At 37.3% G+C, this 22,018-nt stretch carries 23 protein-coding genes; 5 read left to right on the forward strand and 18 right to left on the reverse strand.

What is annotated here, in order from left to right:
* Positions 1–137: 137 nt before the first annotated feature.
* Positions 138–1,511: a dihydrolipoyl dehydrogenase gene (locus tag EXE10_RS06975; protein WP_130112859.1), complete on the reverse strand. Its 1,374-nt coding sequence runs from the start codon at positions 1,509–1,511 to the stop codon at positions 138–140.
* Between the two features lie 140 nt (positions 1,512–1,651).
* On the opposite strand from EXE10_RS06975, the gene EXE10_RS06980 reads away from it, so the two are divergent.
* A complete protein-coding gene (locus tag EXE10_RS06980) occupies positions 1,652–3,094 on the forward strand; it encodes an Ig-like domain-containing protein (protein ID WP_130112860.1) in 1,443 nt (480 codons plus the stop codon).
* A gap of 312 nt (positions 3,095–3,406) precedes the next feature.
* Here EXE10_RS06980 and EXE10_RS06985 read toward each other — a convergent pair whose 3' ends face one another.
* The 4 genes from EXE10_RS06985 to thyA all read right to left on the reverse strand — a co-directional run bounded on the left by EXE10_RS06985 (position 3,407) and on the right by thyA (position 6,504).
* Positions 3,407–3,847: an META domain-containing protein gene (locus EXE10_RS06985; RefSeq protein ID WP_130112861.1), complete on the reverse strand. Its 441-nt coding sequence runs from the start codon at positions 3,845–3,847 to the stop codon at positions 3,407–3,409.
* 92 nt (positions 3,848–3,939) lie between these two features.
* On the reverse strand, positions 3,940–5,001 hold the full coding sequence (locus tag EXE10_RS06990) for a DUF4105 domain-containing protein (RefSeq protein WP_130112862.1): 1,062 nt from the start codon (positions 4,999–5,001) through the stop codon (positions 3,940–3,942).
* Between the two features lie 29 nt (positions 5,002–5,030).
* Entirely contained in the window at positions 5,031–5,543 is a 513-nt protein-coding gene (locus EXE10_RS06995; protein WP_130112863.1) for a dihydrofolate reductase, read from the reverse strand.
* 118 nt (positions 5,544–5,661) lie between these two features.
* Positions 5,662–6,504 (reverse strand): thymidylate synthase, encoded by an 843-nt coding sequence (thyA, locus tag EXE10_RS07000; protein WP_068975504.1) that lies wholly within the window; start codon positions 6,502–6,504, stop codon positions 5,662–5,664.
* A gap of 218 nt (positions 6,505–6,722) precedes the next feature.
* On the opposite strand from thyA, the gene EXE10_RS07005 reads away from it, so the two are divergent.
* Both EXE10_RS07005 and EXE10_RS07010 read left to right on the forward strand, forming a co-directional pair.
* The gene (locus EXE10_RS07005; RefSeq protein WP_130112864.1) at positions 6,723–7,523 is read left to right on the forward strand and encodes a YwqG family protein; all 801 of its coding nucleotides are present in this window, start codon (positions 6,723–6,725) and stop codon (positions 7,521–7,523) included.
* Between the two features lie 423 nt (positions 7,524–7,946).
* A complete protein-coding gene (locus EXE10_RS07010; RefSeq protein WP_130112865.1) occupies positions 7,947–8,471 on the forward strand; it encodes a CHAP domain-containing protein in 525 nt (174 codons plus the stop codon).
* 200 nt (positions 8,472–8,671) lie between these two features.
* On the opposite strand, the gene EXE10_RS07015 is transcribed toward EXE10_RS07010, so the two are convergent.
* The 3 genes from EXE10_RS07015 to lgt all read right to left on the reverse strand — a co-directional run bounded on the left by EXE10_RS07015 (position 8,672) and on the right by lgt (position 10,347).
* Positions 8,672–9,043 (reverse strand): hypothetical protein, encoded by a 372-nt coding sequence (locus tag EXE10_RS07015; protein WP_130112928.1) that lies wholly within the window; start codon positions 9,041–9,043, stop codon positions 8,672–8,674.
* Positions 9,043–9,441 (reverse strand): hypothetical protein, encoded by a 399-nt coding sequence (locus EXE10_RS07020; RefSeq protein ID WP_130112866.1) that lies wholly within the window; start codon positions 9,439–9,441, stop codon positions 9,043–9,045. The genes EXE10_RS07015 and EXE10_RS07020 overlap by 1 nt, the downstream gene beginning before the upstream one ends.
* A gap of 87 nt (positions 9,442–9,528) precedes the next feature.
* Positions 9,529–10,347 carry a prolipoprotein diacylglyceryl transferase gene (gene lgt, locus EXE10_RS07025; RefSeq protein WP_087552376.1) on the reverse strand — a complete coding sequence of 273 codons (819 nt, stop codon included), beginning with the start codon at positions 10,345–10,347 and terminating at the stop codon, positions 9,529–9,531.
* Positions 10,348–10,442: 95 nt separating this feature from the next.
* On the opposite strand from lgt, the gene EXE10_RS07030 reads away from it, so the two are divergent.
* Positions 10,443–11,225, forward strand: a complete 783-nt coding sequence (locus EXE10_RS07030; protein ID WP_130112867.1) for an NRDE family protein — start codon at positions 10,443–10,445, stop codon at positions 11,223–11,225.
* A gap of 61 nt (positions 11,226–11,286) precedes the next feature.
* On the opposite strand, the gene EXE10_RS07035 is transcribed toward EXE10_RS07030, so the two are convergent.
* From EXE10_RS07035 to tatA, 4 genes are all read right to left on the reverse strand, one after another.
* Positions 11,287–13,449, reverse strand: a complete 2,163-nt coding sequence (locus EXE10_RS07035) for a PhoX family protein (protein WP_130112868.1) — start codon at positions 13,447–13,449, stop codon at positions 11,287–11,289.
* A 368-nt stretch (positions 13,450–13,817) separates the two neighbouring features.
* Complete coding sequence (gene tatC, locus EXE10_RS07040; RefSeq protein ID WP_130112869.1) at positions 13,818–14,600, reverse strand: twin-arginine translocase subunit TatC; 783 nt, start codon at positions 14,598–14,600, stop codon at positions 13,818–13,820.
* The gene (gene tatB, locus EXE10_RS07045) at positions 14,597–15,052 is read right to left on the reverse strand and encodes a Sec-independent protein translocase protein TatB (RefSeq protein ID WP_130112870.1); all 456 of its coding nucleotides are present in this window, start codon (positions 15,050–15,052) and stop codon (positions 14,597–14,599) included. The genes tatC and tatB overlap by 4 nt, the downstream gene beginning before the upstream one ends.
* Before the next feature lie 17 nt (positions 15,053–15,069).
* Complete coding sequence (gene tatA, locus EXE10_RS07050) at positions 15,070–15,294, reverse strand: Sec-independent protein translocase subunit TatA (protein ID WP_068973052.1); 225 nt, start codon at positions 15,292–15,294, stop codon at positions 15,070–15,072.
* 173 nt (positions 15,295–15,467) lie between these two features.
* On the opposite strand from tatA, the gene EXE10_RS07055 reads away from it, so the two are divergent.
* A complete protein-coding gene (locus EXE10_RS07055; protein ID WP_130112871.1) occupies positions 15,468–16,343 on the forward strand; it encodes a permease in 876 nt (291 codons plus the stop codon).
* Positions 16,344–16,769: 426 nt separating this feature from the next.
* Here the strand turns inward: EXE10_RS07055 and rdgB are convergent, their stop codons facing one another.
* The 6 genes from rdgB to metX form a co-directional block, all read right to left on the reverse strand.
* Positions 16,770–17,396 carry an RdgB/HAM1 family non-canonical purine NTP pyrophosphatase gene (gene rdgB, locus EXE10_RS07060; protein WP_130112872.1) on the reverse strand — a complete coding sequence of 209 codons (627 nt, stop codon included), beginning with the start codon at positions 17,394–17,396 and terminating at the stop codon, positions 16,770–16,772.
* Positions 17,397–17,752: 356 nt separating this feature from the next.
* Positions 17,753–18,142, reverse strand: coding sequence for a DUF4440 domain-containing protein (locus EXE10_RS07065; RefSeq protein WP_130112873.1), 390 nt, complete (start codon positions 18,140–18,142; stop codon positions 17,753–17,755).
* A 114-nt stretch (positions 18,143–18,256) separates the two neighbouring features.
* Complete coding sequence (locus EXE10_RS07070; RefSeq protein WP_130112874.1) at positions 18,257–19,426, reverse strand: zinc-binding dehydrogenase; 1,170 nt, start codon at positions 19,424–19,426, stop codon at positions 18,257–18,259.
* Positions 19,427–19,587: 161 nt separating this feature from the next.
* Positions 19,588–20,184, reverse strand: coding sequence for a tetratricopeptide repeat protein (locus EXE10_RS07075; protein ID WP_087552383.1), 597 nt, complete (start codon positions 20,182–20,184; stop codon positions 19,588–19,590).
* The gene (metW, locus tag EXE10_RS07080) at positions 20,181–20,774 is read right to left on the reverse strand and encodes a methionine biosynthesis protein MetW (RefSeq protein ID WP_068973057.1); all 594 of its coding nucleotides are present in this window, start codon (positions 20,772–20,774) and stop codon (positions 20,181–20,183) included. Before metW ends, EXE10_RS07075 begins: the two co-directional genes overlap by 4 nt.
* Positions 20,774–21,934 (reverse strand): homoserine O-succinyltransferase MetX, encoded by a 1,161-nt coding sequence (metX, locus tag EXE10_RS07085; protein WP_130112875.1) that lies wholly within the window; start codon positions 21,932–21,934, stop codon positions 20,774–20,776. Before metX ends, metW begins: the two co-directional genes overlap by 1 nt.
* Positions 21,935–22,018 lie beyond the last annotated feature (84 nt).

Raw genomic sequence — 22,018 nt, forward strand, 5'->3', positions numbered from 1 at the left:
CTAAACACCCCAATCTCTAGCGAGATCGGGGTGTTTTTTTATTGGGTGAAAAATATAAATGTAATTGTTGGTATTTAGATAAAAAGAGCTTCTCTTATTCAATAGAAGCTCATAATCCACATTGATTTAACAATATATTATCGTAGTTGTCTTCTTGCATGTTTCAATGCAGTACGTAATCCTTCTTCTAGTGTTGGATGGTAAAAAGGTTTTTTAAGAATATCATCAATGGTTAACTCTTCACCGATCATCCAAGAGAGTAGATGTGCCATGTGTTCTGCGGATTCTACAAATAATTCAGCACCTAAAAGCTTTCTTGAATTTTTGTCTACATACACTTCTATCGCGCCTTTATTTTTACCTAAAACTAAAGCACGCCCCTGTTTTTCATAGGAAACAAAGCCAGTTATAAACTCAATGTTTGATTTGGTTAGATTTGTATAACTTTGTCCCACAATTGCCATTTCTGGATTGCTAAACACAATACCTAAAGGTGTTAAAGTATTTAGATTGCTTACTTTAGGAAAGTTTAAGCAACTTGAGATAACCTCACGTCCTTCATTGGCAGCTTCATGTTGTAATGGTGTTTGAGTAAAAGCATCACCAATGATAAAGATCGGTAATGACGACAATTGTTTACTTTTTAGATCAATTGGAAGTTTTTTTAGGTCTAAAAAAGTAGGATCAATATTTTCTAAAGCTAAGCTGGGTAAATGTGTATTACGCCCAGTAGCATTTAAAATATAGTCTACATGGATGGATTTAGACTGATTATTCTCAGTAAAGTGAATTTCAACGCCTGCTTCTTTATTTTTAATTTGGCTAGGTAAGACTTCAAATTTGATATTCAATTCTTTTGTTAGTTCTGTTTGGGCAATGTTTTGCAAATTTGGACTGCTGAGTACGCCGACCTTTTTACTACGCGCAAATATTGTTGTTTCAACACCCAAGCGATGCATTGCTTGCGCTAATTCAATTGCGATTACACCACTACCAATGACTGCAATGGATTTTGGTAAAGTATTTAATTCAAATATTTCATCTGATGTAATCAGTTTATCGCCAATTTCATTTTTCCAATTTTGGTCGTAGCTTGGTGTTGAACCGACAGCGATAATAAATGATTTTGCTCGGTATTGTTCTCCATTTACTTCAATGGTATTCGGATTGATAAATTTAGCTTCACCTGAAATTTTATGTTCTACATTCCAGCTTTCAACGTCGTTAAGTGTTGCTCGTGTAAAGCGGTTACGCAAAGTTTGTACATGTTCCATTATTTGGCTTGTATCTATTTCAGATTTTACGTTTAAAGCGACTTCTTGAGCATTTTGAATATCATGCATTCGATTGGCGGTGGAGATGAGTACTTTACTCGGCATACATCCTACACGTGCACAGGTGGTGTCCCATAGTCCTTTATTGATAATAAGTACATTTTGAGTATGTTTAATTGCTTCTTTATAAGCACTTATGCCTGCTGTTCCAGCACCGATAATAATAATGTCGTACATATATTAACCTGATTTTAAACAATAAAAATTACATAAAAAAACATTTATAAATAGCATATTTACACCTGTAAATATCTATGGTTACATAGCAGGCAAATTATACAAATACAAATTTAAGGTTTCTTCAGTTGGGTAAAGTTATGGATACTAGAAAATTTACTGGAAAGTTAAGTGCAATTGCTATTTCAATTTTGTTAGCGAGTTGTGGTGGGGGAGATGGTTACTATGGTAAAAGTGACTCATCAACTGAAACAGGAGGTGAAACGACTGGTGGTGAAACTACAAAAGTAGTAGTGGATTCCCTAAAAATTGAATTATCAAAATTATCAATGGCTGCTAGTAATGATACTTTAACAGTTACAGTACGTGCTTTGGATAATAATAAAGGTGGGCTAGCTGACTCAGATATAATTCTTAGTGTTGTTGATTCATCAGGTAATGTGCAAATACAAGGTGTTTCTAAAGTTACAACAGATGAAAATGGTAATGCAGTATTTGTATTAACAACACCTAGTACATCTTCGAATTTGCAAACTTTGATTGAAAATGGATTTTCAATAAAGGCACAAACAAATAATGGTCAATTAACACAGCAACAAACAATAGCTGTAACAGGTGATAAAACTTCAACAACAGATACCACAAGTATCGTTTTATTTAATGCTACTAAAGCGTCATTGAATGTTCGGAGTGATCTAACAACTTTAACATTAACTGCTGTTGATGCAAATGGTGCGGTTTTACCAAATCAAGCGATTTCATTGAAAGTCAATGATGTTGCTAAAAATGGAGTCAAATATGTACCACAGGCAACACAAACTGATGCTAATGGTCAAATTACATATACTTTAATTATCTCTGAATCAGCCCGTAATAGTAGCTATTCTGCAACTCAATTTATTCAAGATGGCTTAAATTTAGAAGCAAATTTTGGACAATCATCAACTATATATAAATATAAAATTAATATAGTGAATTCTACAGTTCCTACACCTGTAGGTGCAATCAATGTTGCCTATAACCCTACTAAAATTCAAGACTCAGCAACTGGTGTTTACTATTATCAAAATGTTTCAGTGCAAGTAAATGATGTTGATGGTAAACCTTTACCAAATACAGAAGTAACGATGGGGGTGAATCCTCTATCATATATCAAAGGTGGATATAGTTTTGATATAGTTGATGGTGAGAAAAAGTATGTTTATCATCCAACAGCTTCATGTACTAATCCTACTAAAGTTGTAAATAGTAATGGTGTTTCTGTAAATCAATTGGATCCAGTGAATGGGCAGACTGTACAAGTAGTTTCATATATTAAAAATGAAAATGAACCTGCAACTAACAATAAATATACGACTGATCCCAATGGTCGTTTTGATTTAATGATCCAATATCCAAAAATGTTTGGTAGCTGGTTAAATGTACAATTATCAGCAACTTCGACAGTGAACTCATCAACCATAACAGGTACGACATCGCTATTATTACCATATTTAGGGACAGATGTTGATACTACAGCAGAAAATGGTCCAAATATGCGTAGCCCATTTGGCACAAGTTTCAACTGTGCGGATGGAAACTAGGTTATAAAAACAGCGCCTCGGCGCTGTTTTTTATTTCACAGATGTCCCCATACTGACACCGACAGTCGGTCTTACATTCATTGAACTACAAGCTGAAAGCAGTAAACATGCGATCACGACAGTTGCTAAAATTTTCATAAAGACAGCCAAATACTAAAACAAAACTCTATTTTAAATTGGAATAATGGATGGGGTATGTATTAAAAGTATTGTTTCTATCCCGTATTTATGACTAAAAGTATGCCAAAAACAAAAAAGCCAAAATCTAAATGTGTAGACTTTGGCTTTAGATTATATTTAATGATTTGGTACTTATTGAATCTTATACTCTAAAACACGATTTCCATATTGATCGAGCAATTTCAAAGTTTTGTCATAGACTTGATAGCCTTTCACCTTGTTCAACGCCTCAGTATATTGCCCTGCAAGTTGCATCGTATTTTGACAAAACATATTGGTCGCACCCAATTGCCCAAGCGTGATGTGCTGTCCTTTAATCGCATACTGTCCCATGAGACGATTACAACCATCTGAACCACTGACACGTAAGTCAGAACCAAACTGAATACTTGGATTATTACGTGCATTTGGATCAGCTTTAAATTCAGTCGCACCAATATAAGTGAGTTCCCAATTTTTATTTTGTAATAAGGCTAAATTTTGAGCTTGTTGATCTGAATTAGGTGTAGTTGTACAAGCTGTTATCAATAAGCTTGCGGTCACAATTGAAGTTGAAATTAGGGTTTTTAACATAAACGATCTCTTTAATTTCAATAAATTTATCTACATAGAAAATAAATGAAATTTCTGGTCTGAGCAAATTTAAATATACAACTTGCGATTACTCATTTCTCTAAAGGTTGGGGTAAACCAAGACGAACGACTTTTGAAAAATTGGTACTGTTCTGATATTTAAAATGCGCATATCTCGCAGTTCTTGGGTTGATATGTGCATTTTTATACCATTCTTTCATTGACCATTGATGACTAATCGCACCTAAATCATATAAATAATTCGGTAAATAACCAGAAGCAAACAGTCGATAATCGGATGGAAGTTTTTTAGGACTAATGGCTTGAATCATATCAAAAACCAAAGTTGTACAGTTACTTGTTAGCGTGTTGTACCATTTCGGATTTTGGGCTAAACCATCGGATTTTGATAAGTATTCTTCAAACAGTGCTTTGCTTTCTGTTTTTGGTAATTGAATGGGAAAGAAGTAGACTTGTTCACCACGAATATTACTGCGTGTATAGACAATATCTTTTTCATCTGCGGCAATCAAACTCAGCTCAAACTGTCGAAAGAAACCACCGATGGCAGAAAAGCTTTCGGTTTTCTCTTTGCGGATTTCTATTGAAAAAACTAATGGTTTTTGATCTGAAAAATTAAAACTAACCAAGGTATGCGCGATTTGAGGTCCCATCCAATAGGAGGTAATGATATTGACCCCAGTGATGTGATCTAAATTAAATGTTCGAGTATCCCATTGTTCATCATACTGGGTTTCTGAATGCCAGTTAAAATTACGGACATTGTGAATGGTGACTAGATTTCCTTGTTTTTCATAGCTAAAAATACGAGAGACTTCAGGACTCCATTGACGATCTTGTTTTGCTGGAATATTGAAATACCACAATAGACTGATCAAAAAAGCCGCTATGTAAATCAAAGTATCTGTTTTTCGGCTAAACAGATTTTTTGTAAAATAGATTCCTAGAATACTAAAAGCGAAAATAACCCAAAGCGCGATGATGATATAACTCACCACTTGTCCTAAAGGTTGTTGTATCCATATCGCTAAACAAAACCAGAGTGATGTTAGAACAATGAAAAGCCCAAAAAGGGAATGGAGCAAGCCCATTAAAATGGTATGCATTACTGATTTTCTATTTACACTGTTCATAACATGCTATTTTTATTTATTAAACAGCTCTATTTTCGGTAAGTTGCAAACTCAAATGCAATGGCAGTTTTGTCATCAATATGTGATTCAGTTGCGACTTTTTTAAATTCAGCAGGAATTTCTGGGTAATGTGCATCGCCTTGTACATCAAGCTCAACATGAGTGAGTTCTAAACGATCTGCAATATTGACGGTTTGTTTGAAAATTTCTCCACCACCGATGATAAAGATTGTATTAGGTTTTTCTGAGGCTAAAACATCAGGAATGGCTTGTTCTAGTGCTGATTCAATTGAGTCCGCAGTTTTTACACCTTCAAAAGCCCAGTTTGGATCACGAGTAATCACCCAGTTGACACGTTTCGGTAGAGCACGTCCCATCGATTCAAGGGTTTTACGTCCCATTACCACCACACCGCCTTGGGTGATTTCTTTAAAGTGTTTTAGGTCGGCTGAAATATGCCAAGGAAGATCGTTGCCTTTGCCGATACAATGTTGCTGATCCATTGCAACCACATGCACAATTTCAAAATTTTTAAATGTCATAATTAACTCGTTTTTTAATCCTTCCCACCCCCCTTTGTCAAAGGGAGGAGTTTAAGAGAGGAGAATATTTTTAAAGAGGGATTTAGGGGAATTCAATTAATGTGGTGTTATTTTAAAATTAAACCGCAACAGGAGCTTTAATCGCAGGATGTGATTCATAACCGACGATTTCAATATCTTCAAATTTAAAATCGAAAATGTCTTTGATTTCAGGATTGAGTTTCAATTGACATAAAGGTAATGGTTCACGGGTCAATTGTAATTGCGCTTGTTCAAAATGGTTGGCATATAAATGTGTATCACCACCTGTCCAAACGAAGTCGCCTACACCTAAGCCACACACTTGCGCGATCATGTGTGTGAGTAGGGCATAGCTTGCAATATTAAACGGCACACCTAAAAACACATCTGCGCTACGTTGATACAGTTGACAAGATAACTTTCCATCTTGAACGAAGAACTGGAACAAGGTATGGCAAGGTGGTAGTGCGACTTTACCTGCTTCATTTGGATTCCAACCAGATACGATTAAACGACGCGAGTTTGGATTGGTTTTGATTTCATTGACCAACCAACTGATTTGATCAAAGCCATCATTTTCAAACAAACCATCCTCTTTTTTAGTCGCACCAAAGTTACGCCATTGATGACCATAAACAGGTCCCAATTCACCTTCAGGACGTCCAAAACGAGCCGTTTGTTCAGCAGTTGACCATTCATCCCAAATCGATACTTTATTGTCTTTTAAATACTGAACATTGGTATCACCTTTCAAGAACCATAACAGTTCAATGACGATTGAACGGAAATGCACTTTTTTGGTGGTGAGTAAAGGGAAGCCTTTAGATAAGTCAAAACGCATTTGATGACCAAATACAGAACGTGTACCTGTACCCGTACGATCACCTTTGTCACCGCCATTGTCTAGGATATGTTGTAAAAGGTCTAAATACGCTTTCATAAATGTTCCAAGTTGAGGAGAGTGGCTATCGACAAGACCAAAGGATAAGACAAGTCATGTCGCACAGCTACTGATCCGTAATATTTTTGAATAGCTAGAGAGTTTATACTAATCTCATGGTCTTTTTAACTATGATATTTTTTTAGTTTGTGACCTAACTTTAAAAAGCCGATTTATATCGTATTTACAATCAAACCTAAGATGAAGAGAGATAACAAATGAGTATAGATTTGAATGAACTTCCTGCTTGCCTACAACCCTATAAGGAACAAATTGTAGCAACTCAAAAAGACAGTATTGAAATCAATCTATCTGCTGCTGATCAGTTAAGTCTTTGGCAAAGTAAAGTGGGTGGACATCCATATTTACCGATTGGGCAACAATACCCACAAAGTTTAGAGGGTGAAAATTTACAATTATTGGCACAGATTAATTTTGCTGAATTGCCTGAAAATGATCAGTATCCGAAGTCAGGAATCCTGCAATTTTTTATCAATCCAAATGATGATTTATATGGTTTGGACTTCGATGATCAACAAAAACAAGATGGTTTTCGGGTTATTTTCTATGACACGGTTCAGCAAGATGATTCGGCATTGGTACAAGATTTTCCTGTATTGGGGGATGATGCTTATAGCCCAGTTTCAGGTCAATCCGCTGTGCAATTTGAAAAAGCGGTTAGCTATATTGATCTGAATAATTTTGATTTTGCGAGTAAAGTCACTGATCCTTATGATAAAGAGGATGATGAGAGTGAAGCATTCGTGGATGAATATAGTGAAGTGATCTCTGCAAATGGTCATCGTCTTGGTGGTTATCCATTCTTCACTCAGTCTGATCCACGTGAATATAATGAGAATATTCAAGACTATGTCTTACTGTTGCAGATTGATACGGATGATACAGACGGTATAGAGATTATGTGGGGTGATTCAGGTGTAGGGAATTTCTTTATCCATCCAAATGATCTTAAAAAGCGTGATTTTTCCAAAGTGCTGTATAACTGGGATTGTTATTAATTCGCATTGCTGTATCACATTTGTTATTGGTTGTTTGAGGGAAAGCTTATGAGAAATTCATAAGCTTTTTTATTTAAAAATAGAAATTTAGATGCGTTTTAAGCAGAAATTAAAAATATAAATGTGACTTAACTGACAGTTTAATTGATTGATTAGATTCATGAAATATTTTACCAATACGACTTAAAATTCATTGGTTGGTTAAAAAACAATCAATTAAAAGTGTTTTGTATACTTTGTAAATTCAGTAGTTTCAGTGAGTTGGGGTATTTCAAATGAGATTTATTAACACTTACATATTTTTTTACATGTTTTAAGTCTACATTTTAAGGTTTGCTGATTAGTATTCATGGCTTGTGAATTGTTTTGTTGGTTTGAACAAGGCTGTTTGGATCAATTGAAAAGGGCTGTTGAGGACGCTACATGATTTATGACCACAATGTGAATATGAATGAATACGTGAATCCCACGGTAAATGTTCAGATTCGATCAGAAAATAATAATAAATTTAACCCAGAGCAATTTTTAAAAAATAAAGCATTTGAAAATTATAAAAATCAAAATGATGAGAACAATCAGTTTAAGTTTTTGGATATTTCAAAGTTTACTGAAAAGTTAGTGAGCATGTCTCGAAGCACAACTGCGCATCGTTGTGCACGATATGTACGTATTGCACTTCAGTCAGCAGGGGCTCGTTTTACGGATCATCCAATTGCAGCATCAGATTGGGGTTCAACATTAACAGAGATTGGTTATAAGCAAATTCGTCCAGCCTTTGATAATCCACAAGAAGGCGATATTTACATCATTAACCGTACCAGTCGTCATCGTTATGGGCATATTGCTGGGTTTACAGGCTCTCAGTGGGTGTCGGATTATAGACAACGTAGCCACGATGTTTATAAAGATCCAAACGTGACTTATGAATATTACCGTTTACCAAGTTAATCGCTTTTATTTTCAAAATTTTATTTCAAATATGCTGTTATAAATAGACTTCTTACATAATTACTTTGTTGTTTTAGAAAGTTATTTAATGTGATGTAAGACGTGTGTTTATCTAGTTTGATATATTGTGGTATTCGTCGATATAAAAAGAAGTTATTTACTGGATAGCTTCTTTTTTTTTGAGAATTTAGAAACGTTTATTATTCAAATCGCTTGGCTCGATTTTGATAAATAGACACAATAAATAAGCCTAATGCACTAAAGCCAATCGCTTGTATGGCGGTAAAGAGTTTGTGTTGAGGTGCTAATAAACAGATCACTAAAATTACAGCAACAATAGGTGCAATAGAAAACAGAATTTTAAAGCCTTGTGCATAAGGATTATTTTCAGAAATTTTAAGGCTTTGTTGGTGTAATAAATGTGCTACAACACCAATCCCTAAGCAAATCATCGTGAGTGTTGTACTGAGTTTCTCAATGCCTGAGCAATAGTAAATAATGCCACAGACGACGATTGAACTGATCAGCTTTATTTCACGAGTACAGCGTTCAGAATACCAAAACTCCAACATCATTTTGACTCTGATTTTGTTTCTGGCGAAGTTGTGTTTTGGTGCAGTAATGATAAAGGTGAAAAAATACACACTGCCAAAGCCATGAAAGCAATACCTTGCGCACCTGGAATCAGGATTTCACCATTATTCATATTTTTAAAGACCAATGCTAAGACCAAAGCCAATGGAATCCAAGTCAGTAAGCGATAAAAAATTCCTGTTGGATTTTTTGCAGCAAAGTGAATTTTACAATAACGACAAATGAGGAAAATAATCCCTGTTCCTGCAAAAAGTAAAATATTGTCCAATGTTAAAGGTTGGTAAAGATATAAACCAATGCTGACACATGCCAGTAAAACCAGAAAGGCTAATTTTTTTGCAACAGAAACGGTAGGATTAAACCAAAATTCAAGCATGGTAATGTCAAAATATTGAGATGCTGATAATTTAACATAAAAAAGGTGAAGTCACTGCTTCACCTTTTATGCCTTAATGTAGCTTTATTAAGTATTTCGTTGTGGACCCCAGTCGAAGATTTTCTTTTGGTAGGCATACCAGATGAGCCATAGACCAATCAAAATCATTGGCAATGAAAGGATTTGTCCTTTGGTCATCCATCCGAACAAGATATAGCCTTGATCTGCATCAGGTTCACGGAAGAATTCCATAAAGAAGCGTGCGCAGCCATACCCCATGAGGAATATCGCAGAAACCGCGTAACGTGGACGAGGTTTAGCACTGTAGAACCAAAGGATAATGAACAGCAGTAATCCTTCACACAAGGCTTGGTAAATTTGTGATGGGTGACGGATTAACTGTAATGGATCAGTTGGGAAGATCATGCCTAAGGCAAAGTTAGGATCTGTGACTTGGCGACCATAAAGCTCACCACCAATGAAGTTACCAATTCGTCCAAACATCAGACCTGTGGGTACACATGGGGCAATAAAGTCTAAAGTTTCGAACCATGTTTTCTTATATTTATGGCACCACAGTAACATGGCAATCATCACACCGAGAAAACCGCCATGAAAACTCATGCCGCCAGTCCAAACTTTAAAGAGCCAAATTGGATCTGCTAGGAATTTTCCAAACTCGTAAAATAGTACATAACCGATACGACCACCAAGTACCACGCCTAATGCACCATAGAATACGAGATCAGAAACCATTTCTGAGTTCCAATTGTCACGCTTTTTAGCACGATAAGTCGCGAGTCCCCACGCACAGAGAAATGCGAGAAGATACATCAGTCCATACCAATGAACCTTGAGTGGACCCAGTTCGAGTGCTACAGGGTCAATATTCGGGTAGGTCAGCATTCCTAATCCTTTGAAATTATATTTTGCACAGATTTTAGCTGAAACATATTAAAAATGTTGTACATTCAATGTGTAAAGTTCATGGAATGTGTTTTATGTGTATTGTGGCGTTGGCATGGCAAGTTTTAGATGATTTACCTCTATGTTTAATTTCAAATCGCGATGAGTTTTATCACCGTCCAAGCTCTCAATTACATGCTTGGTCTGATTCTCCTATTATCGCAGGGCAAGACTTACAATCTGGCGGTACGTGGATGGGTGTGACACAACAAGGTCGCTGGGCAATTGTCACCAACTTCCGAGATGCTCAGGATAAACAGACTTATCCAACCACACGCGGTCAATTAATACAGGATTTTTTAGAATCTGATCAAACTCCGATTCGCTTTGCACAGGAACTTGAAACAAAACAGTGTGATTATGCGGGCTTTAATTTATTCGTTGGTGATCAACAACAAGCGGTCTATATGAGCAATCGTGGTGAAGCACCGCAAATTTTAGCCAAAGGTGTATTTGTCGTTTCCAATGGTTTGATGACTGACGACTGGGAAAAGACCAAGCATTTACGTAAACGCTTTACCCAAGAATTCTTACCGATGATGCAATTATCAAGTATTCCTCAACAAGATCTACAAAATGCTGTGTGGGATATTTTGGAAGATGAACGCAAAATTATTCCAGACTTATTACCTAACACTGGAATTAATACAGAGATGGAAGAATTACTTTCTTCAACCTTTATCCAAAGCCCGATTTATGGCACACGCTGTTCAAACTTTTTAAAAATTGGGCATTCACAAATTGATTGGATCGAGAAGACACAACAAGGTGAATATTCAGGTGATTTAGTCAATATACAGCGCGATATTCAAAACTAAAAAATCCATACATGCCTAGACGTGTATGGATTTGAAACAGTTTTTTAAAGTAAATGGGTCATTAACCCGCGATCACGCCACCATCTTTACGCGTAATGACGACAGTCGCTGAACGAGGACGTGCAGTTTTGTTGCTTGCATCTTTTTGCGATGCAGGCCAGTTACTATCAGGTTTGTCATAGCCTTTCGAGTCTTCACCAGGATGTTGAACATTGATGAAAATGGCTTTGTAATCTGGTGTCATGGTGACACCTGTGATTTCACATTGCTTAGGTCCTGTTAGGAAACGACGTAAGTTCTCATCGGTAATTTTCTTACCCACAATGGTTTCTTGACCCGCTGATGTTGTTGCTTTTGTACCATCACCAACGACACCAGGCAAGGCTGCGAGCATCATACAGTTAGTAGTATCTGTATATGCGCCGTCATCTGTTTGAATCCAAAGTACACCGCGTGGGTCGAACCACATACCATCTGGTGATGACAAGTCATTATTATCATTTAAACCCGAAAGGTTAATGTTGCTCGCCATTTTTGCTTCTGCACCAAAGAGATAAATATCCCAAGTGAAACTTTCAGCAGTGGTTTTATTGTCTTTTTCATGGAAACGGATAATGTGACCATTAACATTACCCTTACCGCCTTCTGGGTCGGTATAGTTACGTGGGTTTGCTGCATCTAGTGCATGCGTTGTGCCACGGTTTGAGTTGTTGGTCAACGTCACATAGACTTCGCCATTTTCAGGGTTTACTGCAACCCATTCAGGACGATCCATTTTTGTTGCTTTAACTGCATCACCTGCCAAACGTGCAAATGTAGTGATCTCAGCTTGAGATTTAAATGGGTAAACGCTATTGCTCTCATTCAAACCATTTTTACCATAAGCCAGTTCGATCCATTTGCCTGTACCATCGTTATTGAACTGAGCAACATAAAGTTTGCCTGAGTTCATATATTTGTCACCCGCTTTGTAACCGCCGTTGACATCTTTGGCATCCCATTTTGCATCAGATACAAATTTGTAGATGTATTCTCCACGTGAGTCATCTCCCATGTAGAACGCAAGGTTTTCACCTTCAATTAAACGGCTCGCACGGCAGTCTTCATGTGCAAAGCGGCCTAAAGAAGTACGTTTTACAGGGTTTGAGCGACTGTCAAATGGGTCTATTTCAACAATCCAACCAAAGGTGTTGGCACTGTTGCGGAAGTCTTTGTCTGCTGTATCAGCAGTGATTGATGAATTCCAACGGTCATAGAGGTCTTGGCGTTCTATTATACCTACTGCTGTTTCCCAACCATAGCGTGAACTCGCACCATCTTTTAAACCATAGCGATTTAATGCCACGATCTCGGCAGGTGTACGCTTAGTATCATCACCTTTGTTACGCACGAAATAGCCAATGAAGTTTTCTTCAGTGGTTAAATATGTTCCCCAAGGTGTATAACCATTACCACAGTTATTATGCGTGCCACGGGTTTGTTTTGCAGTTGGTGAATACTGAGTTTTAACTAAGTCCGAACCTGCAACAGCCCCTGCAAAATCCATCACTGTAGATGCTGTAATGCGACGATTTAATAATGAGTTTTTAACGACTTCGACTTTTTGTGTTGAGCTATTTTTTTTCAACTCAATTACAGAAACACCATGAGCGTTCATTTCACGAATGACTTCATCTTCAGGGCGACGACCATCAACTTTGGTTGCACCCTTAGGGTGTAAGAATGTTTGGTTGATATATTCATGGTTCATGACCAATAAGCCACGTTCAGATGCTTTAGCATCATATTTTAAAGATGATGCATTTAATCCAAAGTAGCTCATACCATCATGACAGTCACCTGAGCGGAACTGGAAGCTCGGGCCTGATGGAACATTATTGTCATCCCATTCTGCATAACTCGGGTTGATTGAATCACCTAATGCATAGAGTACATTTGCTTCGTAGCCTTCTGGAACGGTGACAATATCATTTAGATTCTTAGCAACAGGTTTGAATGTTAGTTTTTCAGGCTTTTTAATTGGTGAAATTGTCGTGGTTTTATCGTCGTCATCATTGCAACCTGTCAGGGTCGATGCGAGTGCAAGTGCTGTAGCACCGCTGGCTGTTTTTGCAATCAAACTACGGCGTGAAATATGTTGCTCTAAAATATCGCGAAAATGAATATTGTTTGAAGTGTTATTATCTAACTCTTGATTTTCATGATATGGCGTGAGGTCAGTCATGTGATTCCCTTTGGCTAAAGTGTTTGAAAAATAAATATTTAATCTGCTAGACCATACTTGAGTTATGTGTAAACTTTCTTACTGTTATATTTACATTTAATTAAATTTTAAGAATATTTTAAGTTTTTAATAATTTCTTACTCGGCTTTATCGGTACAGTTTTTTATTTGAGTAAAAGCGAAAAGTGGCTTTGTTAAAGCGGGAATGTAAGAATCTGGAATTGAATTGGCATAGAATAAATAGTAGTTCAGACAAATATGAGCCGTCTGAAAAACAAACTTTGATGATTTTGAAATAATTTAAAAATAAAAAAAGCCGTGGCTTAAGACCCAAGCCACGGCTGAAACTTTAAAACTGGTTAGTTGTATTTAAGCTTCGCTTTTTTTGCCTTTCTCGATCAGTTTGCCCAGCACTAAACCGATTTCAAACAACATCCACATCGGAACTGCGAGCATGATCATTGAAATTGCATCTGGTGGTGTAATAAACATTGATACGAAGAAACAGCCAACGACTATGAAACGACGTTTCTCTGCTAAGGTTTTAGTGCTCACTAAACCGATTAAAATAAGAACTAATGTAATAATCGGAATTTCAAAGGTCAAACCAAAGACCAAAAATAGTTTTAAACAAAAACTGAGGTAGCTATTAATATCAGTCATTGGTGCAACAGTTTCAGGAGAAACACTGATAAAAAAATGCAGTATAGAGGGGAGTGCAATAAAGTAGGCAAATGCAACGCCTGCGTAAAATAAGATAATACTGCCAAATAACAAAGGAAAAGCCAGATTTTTTTCTTTCTCGTACAGCGCAGGTTTGATGAATGCCCATAACTGATAAATGATAAAAGGCATTGCAATCATCAGCGCAATGAAAAAATTCAACTTAAAGGGTGCCATGAATGTTGCTGTTACATCCGTGGCAATCATGGTTGAATTTGCAGGGAGTTGTTTTCTAAGTGGTTCTGATAAAGTAATGTAGGTTTTATTGGCGAAGGGTAATAAGCAAAAAAATACCGCAATCAATACACCGACGATTTTAAATAAATGCCTTCTCAATGCAACCAAATGCTGAGTAATCGGCATTGCCTCTAGTTGAGGGGTATCACTCGAAGGATCTGTTTGTACTTGAGGTAATAAAGATTCGGTCATACAGCTACCTTAAGTTCAGGTGTATTTGTTTCAATTGGCACGATTCGAAGTGTCGGTTGGCTACAGTTTTGATGTTCAAACCAGTTTTTTGATTGGTAAATCAATGGCATGGAAATATCTGTTTTATAGTAGTTTATTGACTTATTAAATGTTTTTGATTCTAAAGATGTTTCTTGTTCTGCCAAGATTTTTTGTTGTTGTAACTCTTGCATTTGAGCTTCCATTTTCTTTTCAAGCTCTTGAATGCGTTGCATCTCTTGTTGCATCTGCTCTCTAAACTCAGAAAGACGTAATTCACGATCAATGTCATTTTGAACATTGCTGATTGCACGTTTAAATTTGCTATACCACTTTGCAGCAAATCGTGCAGCTTCAGGGAGTTTTTCAGGACCAAGCACCAACAGGGCAATGATGCCGAAAACTAAAAGTTCTGAAAATCCTACATCTAACATGATCTACGCCTCACCGATTAGTGTTTTACCGTAGAGTTCACATCAGTATGAGTGGTTTGATGCTCAATCGTACGTGCTTCAGTTGCAGATGTGGTCGTTGCTTCATCTTCTTTGATTGATTTTTTAAAGTCTTTAACTGCACCACCAACATCTTTACCAAGGTTTTTGAGTTTAGATGTACCGAAAAGCAAAATCACCACAATAGCAAAAATCAGTACATGCCAAATTGATAAGCCAGCCATAGTTTTAACTCCTATTTTATTAACAGCTATAACAACAGTTCTGCATGACAAAAAGGTGACATTAATATTTCAATTTAAAGACAGGGGGCTTCTGGTTAATTTTTTCAATTGCTTAAATGCATCAATTTTTAAAGTGGTACTATAGTCATGATTTGAGAATCAGGTGTAGGATCATGGCGTTGTTATTTCCAGTTTTATCATTTATGTGTGGTTTGATACTGGCAAGTAGCAAGTTTTCGGCAGAATTAAAGCCATTATTGTCCTTATTGCTGGCTCGAATTTTTATCCCGATTGTGATTATTTACAATATGGTGTTTTATAAATCGGGTAGCATCACTTTAATTTTATTTGCTTTTTTCTCATGCTTTATTCTGTTCTTTGTCTTTCTGCAACTGTCAAAAGATCGCTTGGCTTCATTGTGTTTTAGCTATACCAATATGGCGTGGTTGGGCTTTCCAATTGCGATCGCGATTTTTGGAACAGAACACAGTATGGCAATGATTCCACTCTATATTGGGGTATCTATTTTTGGTAATTCATGGGCGGTGACCTCGGTCAGTTCTGAACCACAGCCAAAGTTATATTTATTGAAAAAAATGCTGCAATCTCCGCCTGTAATCGCCTTGATTGTTGCAGGTGTTTTACGCTGTTTTGATGTACAACATTTTCAAAATAATCTGATTGTTGAATGGATTTACACTTTGGCGAAATGGAGCATGAGTTTTGCTGGCATGTGTGTTTTAGGCATGTGGTTGCGAAAAACCAAAGTACATTGGGCGGATATACAAACCAGTGTCAAACTTGCTGTATTGAAAATGTTTTGTGGTTTGATTTTGTGTGGCATGGCTTATTTTCTTTTACAACTTCCGAATATTAATACCTATATTGGCGTGATGTTTCTATTATTTTGTTTGCCTCCAGCTGCCAATATTGTAGCGTTGGAAACACATTATCAAGGCACAGGTGTTTCAGCCAAATATATTGCTTCTGGAACGATTGTCAGTGTGGTGGTGTGTGTGATTTATGGTGTGGTGGTGCAGTTATTGTAAATGACTTAAGTAACTGATGTTACGCAGTAGCATAAAAAACTTATTTTGATCTCCATGGAAGTTGATACGCGTTAACGTCATCCGCAACGTGTTTGAGGCAGGACTACATCTATAAGTTAATGTTTCTGCGATCTATCAATCAGATGATGGTATTTGACGAGTTTTGCGGATGACAATGGTTTTGCTTACTTTTCCCGTAAGAAAAGTAAGGCGAGCCGCAGGCTAATCCCTAAATCAAAATAATTGATGTAAGACTCCGTCAAATAAGTTTTAAAATTATTTTTAAAAGACATCTTTATTTTAAAGTGAGTAACACCAATAAATAATTTGAATAATAGAACGTCTTTCTTGCTCATAAGTTTAAATCTACCCTTGCGGAACATGTCCCTCACTTTTGAAAAAGGAGGGCGGACTTCCCATAGGGGCTTACTTTTCTAAACTTGCTTTAAATAATTGCATCGCTTGTCCACGATGGCTGATTTTATTCTTTTCTTCCTTACTCATTTCGGCACTTGAGATATTGAGCTTAGGTAACCAGAATAAAGGATCATAACCAAAACCATTTTCACCACGAGCTTGTTCTAAAACTTCACCTTGCCAAATGCCTTGGAAAATTTGTGGCAATGGATCTTCGGCATGTTGTACCAAAGCCAATACACAAACGAACATGCCTTGTATTGGTTGATCACTTTTACGTAAAGGTTTTAAATTTTCTAAAAGTTTTTCGTTATTCGCCGCATCATTGCCGTGTTCACCTGCATAGCGTGCGGAATAGATGCCAGGTGCGCCACCTAAAACAGGTACACAGATACCTGAGTCATCCGCAATCGCAGGTTTTCCTGAAATTTTAGAAGCATGACGTGCTTTGATAATGGCATTTTCAATAAAGCTTAAACCATCTTCAATTGCATCTTCGATATTGAGTTTTCCTTGAGGAATCACTTCAACAGGTAGTTTTAACTCAGCAAACATTTTTTCAAATTCAGCAATTTTACCTTTGTTATTACTTGCGAGTACCAGTGTTCCTTGGGATAACCAATCTTGTGCAGACATTTCAATTGCTCTGAGTTTGAATCGTGGGGGATAGTTTAACGGATTCTATGTATTAAATTCCTTTCAATTTTTAGTTATCGTGTTTTATTGAATATTTTTGGCTTTCTTGGAAATGATTTCATCTAAACTTTGTTTTAATTCAATAATATCTGAATTTTGACTGAGAATATAAGTAACACATACCACTAGAGTTATCGGAATAAGAATAAATAAATCTTTTAATCCTTGATCAAATTTAAACAATTCCATGCAGAGGAGGGTGGTCGCCAATCAAAAGGGCGGGCAAAGATTCCGATAAAAATGGCTAAAATACGTATACGTACGAGTTAAGCGAAGTAGTATTTTTTATCATATTTTCAGAGCTTATCATCACCAGCTTGAACTTGTGGTGTACCTTGATGAAAAATCATTTGCCATAGACCTTGATCATTCATGATCCAAATGGAAGAGCGCAAAGCAAAATTATATTTATCCTGTGTTATGGTATTGATCTGATAACTTAAGTAAGTCAATAACATACCTTGATTAGATAATGCTTGAAATTGAAAATCCTGTGCATGAATGATATCTGAGTCTACATCATTTAAAAGCGCATTGATCATTTCGGCTTTATGGACAACTCGTCCAGACTTTGTAAACTCTTTAAAATCTGTATGTAAATATTGATCGAGTATGATTAAGTTTTTTCGATCAGCATGATGCAGTTGGCATTCATATTGGATGAGCTGCTTAAAGATTTCATTCATTGTTCCGAGTTCTCATCGTAATATTTAAATGATTTTAGATTTAAATTAAACAGACATCCGAATCAATTAGCCTCATTGCGGTTTTACACAAAAAGGCTAATTGAGTGATTCAATTTATTTCATTGAAATATCTGAACCAACTTTCTTAGGGTCAACCAAAATTTTTGCATGTAATTCAGGATCACGTAGCGCAGAAAAAGCATTAATCACGCCATCTAAACCCACGATGCCTGTAATCAGCGGTGAGCAATCAATTTTGCCTTCTGCAATCATATGTAAAGCGTCACGAAATTCTAAAGGCGTATAACCCAGTACAAATTGCATTTCGATTTCTTTATTAATCGCCAAAGCAGGCTCAATACGATCGCTTTGCATACAAACACCTACACCAATGATTTTTGAAAATAATGGTGCGCCGTCAATGATATGTTGCAAAATTCCAGGTACACCGACACATTCAAAAATCACTGCACGTTTAGGTAATGCACCTAATTTATCTGCAACTCTCCAAGCATGCCACCATGGCATTCCTGTCGCCTGAATTTTATCGAAAATACCTAAACCATAATTGAGCGCATCGGCAGCATTACCAAGTAAGCCAAGTTCTTTCCAGTTTTCAAAAGGGGAGTTTTGCGCAGGGTCAATCACTACATCTGCACCACAACGTTCAGCCAGTTTACGACGATTGGCAGAAAAGTCACTGGCAATGACTTTTTTCACGCCTGCTGCTTTGAGCATTAAGATAATACCGAGTCCTACAGGACCACAACCAATAACAATTGCAGGCTCACTATTTTTGATTCGGCTACGTCGAACGGCATGTAAAGCAACAGCCATCGGTTCAGTCATGGCAGCACTGTCAGCATCTAAACCATTGGGAACTTCAAACATCAGACTAGATTGCGCTAATACTTGTTCTGCATAACCACCCGATGCATTTGGTGACAATCCCGTGGATTGATAGCCTAAATCATCGAATTGCAATAAAGGCATAGCGCAGACGAGCGTATCGGTTTTGAACTTCTTACGTGTCTTTGGTCCATAATCCATGATTTTTCCGCAAAATTCATGCCCCATGACAAATTTATCTGCATTTTTTGCTAAACCTTGGAAGCCAACTTTTGCAGCTAAATTATGCATATGGTCACAGTTATGTTGCATGTGTAAATCACTACCACAGATTCCACAACGGACGACTTCAAGTAGTACTTGTCCTTTGGAGGGCTTAAGTTCAGCAAGGTGTTCTATGGTTAATTCAGCATTTTGGCAGACAACTGATTTCATTCTAACTTCCGTATTTTTTATTTAAATATTGAGTTCATCATTACAGTTCTTATTGTATAAAAATATGGCTCTTATTCACGAAGCCGACGTTGGATAGGCAAATGTTGTGTTATGGCAATAAAAAAAAGCACCTTGCGGTGCTTTCAGTTTTAATGGTCAGCTTATTGTGCTTGAATCCATTGATCTGCACGTTGTGTTGCAGTACGGATTTGATCTTGGGTTAAATTGGCAGCCAAAGCCGTTTTTTTGCTTTGCGACATGTTGATGACTTTATTGTCTAACATGCCATCACGTGTTGAAAGCTCATACCACTGGTAAGCACCCATGTAGTTTTTCTTTTGCTCTTCCATCACTGCTAAGTTAAAGCTGGCACGGTTGTCGCCGTGGCTTGCTGCTTTTTCAAAGTATTGGCGAGCAGAAGTTTCACTTTTAGAAACACCTAAACCATCTGCATACATACGACCCACATTCAATTGAGCTGATGAAATACCTTGATCAGCCGCAGCTTTAAACCAAGTAAAAGCTTGTTTTAAATCTTTAGAAACACCACCACTACCTGCTTGGTAATGGGTTGCTAAATAAAATTGAGCCGCAGGCTGTCCAGCTTTCGCTGCTTTTTGCAAAGAGTTAACATCCATGTGCGCATATTGCGCAGCCATTTGTGAAACAGATTGCTGTTGTTGTGGGACATAGTCCGCATGGGCTTGAATACTGAGCAGCCCAAAAAATAATGTACTGCCTAATAATAATTTTTTCATATAGCGCTCACTCGATAGATCGCGACTTCGCCAAACAAATTCGGTACAGCTTTGCTTAAAAAACTGCCTTGTTGGTTCCCATTTACAGCGAGTCGGTCAATAATTTGAATCTGATTTTCAGCACACAGGGCTTCAAAATCACGAAAGGTGCATAGGTGGATATTGGGTGTATTGTACCACATATACGGTAAGGCATCAGAAACAGGCATCATCCCTTTTAAAGCAAGGAATGAACGAGTTTTCCAATACGCAAAATTAGGAAACGTAATAATTGCTTGTTTCCCTACACGCACCATATCGCGCAGAAGCACATCGGGTGCATCTACAGCTTGTAAAGCTTGTGCCATCACCACATAGTCAAAAGACTGGTCGGCAAAGCGTCCCAAACCGAGGTTTAAGTCTTGTTGGATAATATTTAACCCTTTGCTGACCGCAATTGCAATCTTTTCTTGATCAATTTCTAAACCGTATGCCTGAATTTGATGTTTTTTGCTCATTTGTGACAATAATTCACCATCACCACAGCCTAAATCAAGCACGCTTGCGCCAGGATTAATCCATTTTTCGGCAAGTTGTTGGTCAATACGCATTACACAGCCTCCTTAGGTGTTGAATTAAGGTGTTCAGTACCACCTAAAAATGCACGTAAAGATTTGACGTACAACGGAATAGGGAAGAGGAATGAGTCATGACCTTGTTCAGCATCAATATCTAAATAACTGACAGGTTTATGATTGGTAATCAATCCATTGACAATTTCTTGTGAGCGTTGTGGGCTAAAACGCCAATCGGTCGTGAATGAAATTACCATAAAGCGGCATTTAGTATTTGATAATGCTCGGGTTAATGATTGCTCATATTCACGAGATGGATCGAAATAGTCCAAGGCTTTGGTCATGATCAAATAAGTATTGGCATCAAAGTTACGGCTAAATTGCTCACCTTGATAACGCAAATAGCTTTCAACTTGGAATTCGACATCGAAACCATACATAAATTTGCCCGACTTTAAGTCACGACCAAATTTTTGTTTCATCGCTTCTTCAGAAAGATAGGTAATATGACCGACCATACGTGCCAAGATTAAGCCACGTTTAGGATAACTATCATGTTCTAAATAGCGACCATTGTGAAAGTCTGGATCTGACAAAATCGACTGACGCGCCACTTCGTTAAAGGCAATATTTTGTGCTGAAAGTTTCGGTGCAGAAGCAATAATCACACAATTTTTCAAACGATCAGGATAATCAATTGACCATTGTAAAGCTTGCATACCGCCCAATGATCCACCAATGATCGAGTACCATACATCAATACCTAAACGATCTGAAAGCAAGGCTTGAGTTTTAACCCAATCACGTACAGTCACGAGAGGGAAGTCTGGTCCATAAGGACGATTTTCATTTTCAGGATTTGGAGAAGTTGGTCCTGTAGAACCGCTACAGCCACCAATATTATTCAGTGCAACCACAAAGAATTTTGAGGTATCAATGGCTTTTCCTAGTCCGATGCAGGCATCCCACCAACCCGCTTTTTTATCATCTTCATGATGATAACCCGCCGCGTGATGATGCCCTGAAAGTGCATGACAAATCAAAATCGCATTGGATTTATCTGCATTCAGTTCGCCATACGTTTCCACCATGATTTCATAGCGTGGCAACATTCGACCACACTCAAGTTCTAAAGGTTCTTCAAATTCAAACTTTTGTGGGGTTACGATCCCCACCGAATCAGCTGGAAAAGACACAGGAAATGTTCGCCTTAAATTTTGAGAAATAGGTAATTTTCATAAATCAATTTTTGATCGGAAAACGCCTGGTTTTGATCATTT

The organism is Acinetobacter sp. WCHAc060033, assembly GCF_004209125.1.
GTDB classification, from domain to species: Bacteria; Pseudomonadota; Gammaproteobacteria; order Pseudomonadales; family Moraxellaceae; genus Acinetobacter; species Acinetobacter wuhouensis.

Bases quoted from the DNA above. Each gene is read 5' to 3' on its own strand.
- EXE10_RS07020 (WP_130112866.1), bottom strand. From the start codon at position 9,441: ATGCTTGAATTTTGGTTTAATCCTACCGTTTCTGTTGCAAAAAAATTA.
- EXE10_RS07035 (WP_130112868.1), bottom strand. From the start codon at position 13,449: ATGACTGACCTCACGCCATATCATGAAAATCAAGAGTTAGATAATAAC.
- rdgB (WP_130112872.1), bottom strand. From the start codon at position 17,396: ATGTCTGCACAAGATTGGTTATCCCAAGGAACACTGGTACTCGCAAGT.
- lgt (WP_087552376.1), bottom strand. From the start codon at position 10,347: ATGCTGACCTACCCGAATATTGACCCTGTAGCACTCGAACTGGGTCCA.
- EXE10_RS06985 (WP_130112861.1), bottom strand. From the start codon at position 3,847: ATGTTAAAAACCCTAATTTCAACTTCAATTGTGACCGCAAGCTTATTG.
- EXE10_RS07055 (WP_130112871.1), top strand. From the start codon at position 15,468: ATGGCGTTGTTATTTCCAGTTTTATCATTTATGTGTGGTTTGATACTG.
- tatB (WP_130112870.1), bottom strand. From the start codon at position 15,052: ATGTTAGATGTAGGATTTTCAGAACTTTTAGTTTTCGGCATCATTGCC.
- EXE10_RS07065 (WP_130112873.1), bottom strand. From the start codon at position 18,142: ATGAATGAAATCTTTAAGCAGCTCATCCAATATGAATGCCAACTGCAT.
- EXE10_RS07010 (WP_130112865.1), top strand. From the start codon at position 7,947: ATGATTTATGACCACAATGTGAATATGAATGAATACGTGAATCCCACG.
- EXE10_RS07030 (WP_130112867.1), top strand. From the start codon at position 10,443: ATGTGTATTGTGGCGTTGGCATGGCAAGTTTTAGATGATTTACCTCTA.
- metW (WP_068973057.1), bottom strand. From the start codon at position 20,774: ATGCGTATTGACCAACAACTTGCCGAAAAATGGATTAATCCTGGCGCA.
- EXE10_RS07075 (WP_087552383.1), bottom strand. From the start codon at position 20,184: ATGAAAAAATTATTATTAGGCAGTACATTATTTTTTGGGCTGCTCAGT.
- EXE10_RS06980 (WP_130112860.1), top strand. From the start codon at position 1,652: ATGGATACTAGAAAATTTACTGGAAAGTTAAGTGCAATTGCTATTTCA.
- EXE10_RS07070 (WP_130112874.1), bottom strand. From the start codon at position 19,426: ATGAAATCAGTTGTCTGCCAAAATGCTGAATTAACCATAGAACACCTT.
- EXE10_RS06990 (WP_130112862.1), bottom strand. From the start codon at position 5,001: ATGAACAGTGTAAATAGAAAATCAGTAATGCATACCATTTTAATGGGC.
- EXE10_RS07005 (WP_130112864.1), top strand. From the start codon at position 6,723: ATGAGTATAGATTTGAATGAACTTCCTGCTTGCCTACAACCCTATAAG.
- EXE10_RS06975 (WP_130112859.1), bottom strand. From the start codon at position 1,511: ATGTACGACATTATTATTATCGGTGCTGGAACAGCAGGCATAAGTGCT.
- thyA (WP_068975504.1), bottom strand. From the start codon at position 6,504: ATGAAAGCGTATTTAGACCTTTTACAACATATCCTAGACAATGGCGGT.
- tatA (WP_068973052.1), bottom strand. From the start codon at position 15,294: ATGGCTGGCTTATCAATTTGGCATGTACTGATTTTTGCTATTGTGGTG.
- tatC (WP_130112869.1), bottom strand. From the start codon at position 14,600: ATGACCGAATCTTTATTACCTCAAGTACAAACAGATCCTTCGAGTGAT.
- EXE10_RS07015 (WP_130112928.1), bottom strand. From the start codon at position 9,043: ATGTTGGAGTTTTGGTATTCTGAACGCTGTACTCGTGAAATAAAGCTG.
- EXE10_RS06995 (WP_130112863.1), bottom strand. From the start codon at position 5,543: ATGACATTTAAAAATTTTGAAATTGTGCATGTGGTTGCAATGGATCAG.